The sequence below is a fragment of the Mesorhizobium sp. M7A.F.Ca.ET.027.03.2.1 genome, assembly GCF_003999175.1.
GTDB lineage: Bacteria > Pseudomonadota > Alphaproteobacteria > Rhizobiales > Rhizobiaceae > Mesorhizobium.
Window position 1 is genome coordinate 1 of sequence record NZ_RZOM01001906.1, and the last position, 450, is coordinate 450.

Sequence of the window (450 nt, forward strand, 5' to 3'; positions counted from 1 at the left end):
CGTGTAGACTCCCGACCTTGAGGTTCTCTACGGAAACGACGGTTTCACCCGCGACCGCAGATGAGGCTCGCTTTTCTTGAACGACGCTCCGGCCTATCATCATCTGCACTATGTCTTCGCGCGTCAGGTTGTTATCCACGACACCTTGACGGACAAGCCGGCCGTCTTTTAGGACCACGACGCTGTCGCAGTGATCGAGGACTTCTTGGAGGTGATGCGAGATGAAGATCACGCCGATGTTCTTTGTCCGCAGTTGATCGATGAAGGCAAACAGCCGCTTGCTCTCGCCGAGCGTCAGAGTTGCCGTTGGCTCATCGAGGATGAGAATGCGAGGGTCCGTCGCGAGCGCCTTCAGGATGTCGACGATCTTTTGTTCGCCGGGCCCGAGATCTCCGCATTCGGCATTGATGTCGATGTTGACATCGAAAACCCGCCAAAGCGCTTCCGCAC

At 56.7% G+C, this 450-nt stretch carries 1 pseudogene; it reads right to left on the reverse strand.

Going from position 1 to position 450, the window contains the following annotated elements:
- A pseudogene (locus EN750_RS38705) lies at positions 1–450 on the reverse strand (sugar ABC transporter ATP-binding protein); the annotation flags it as partial.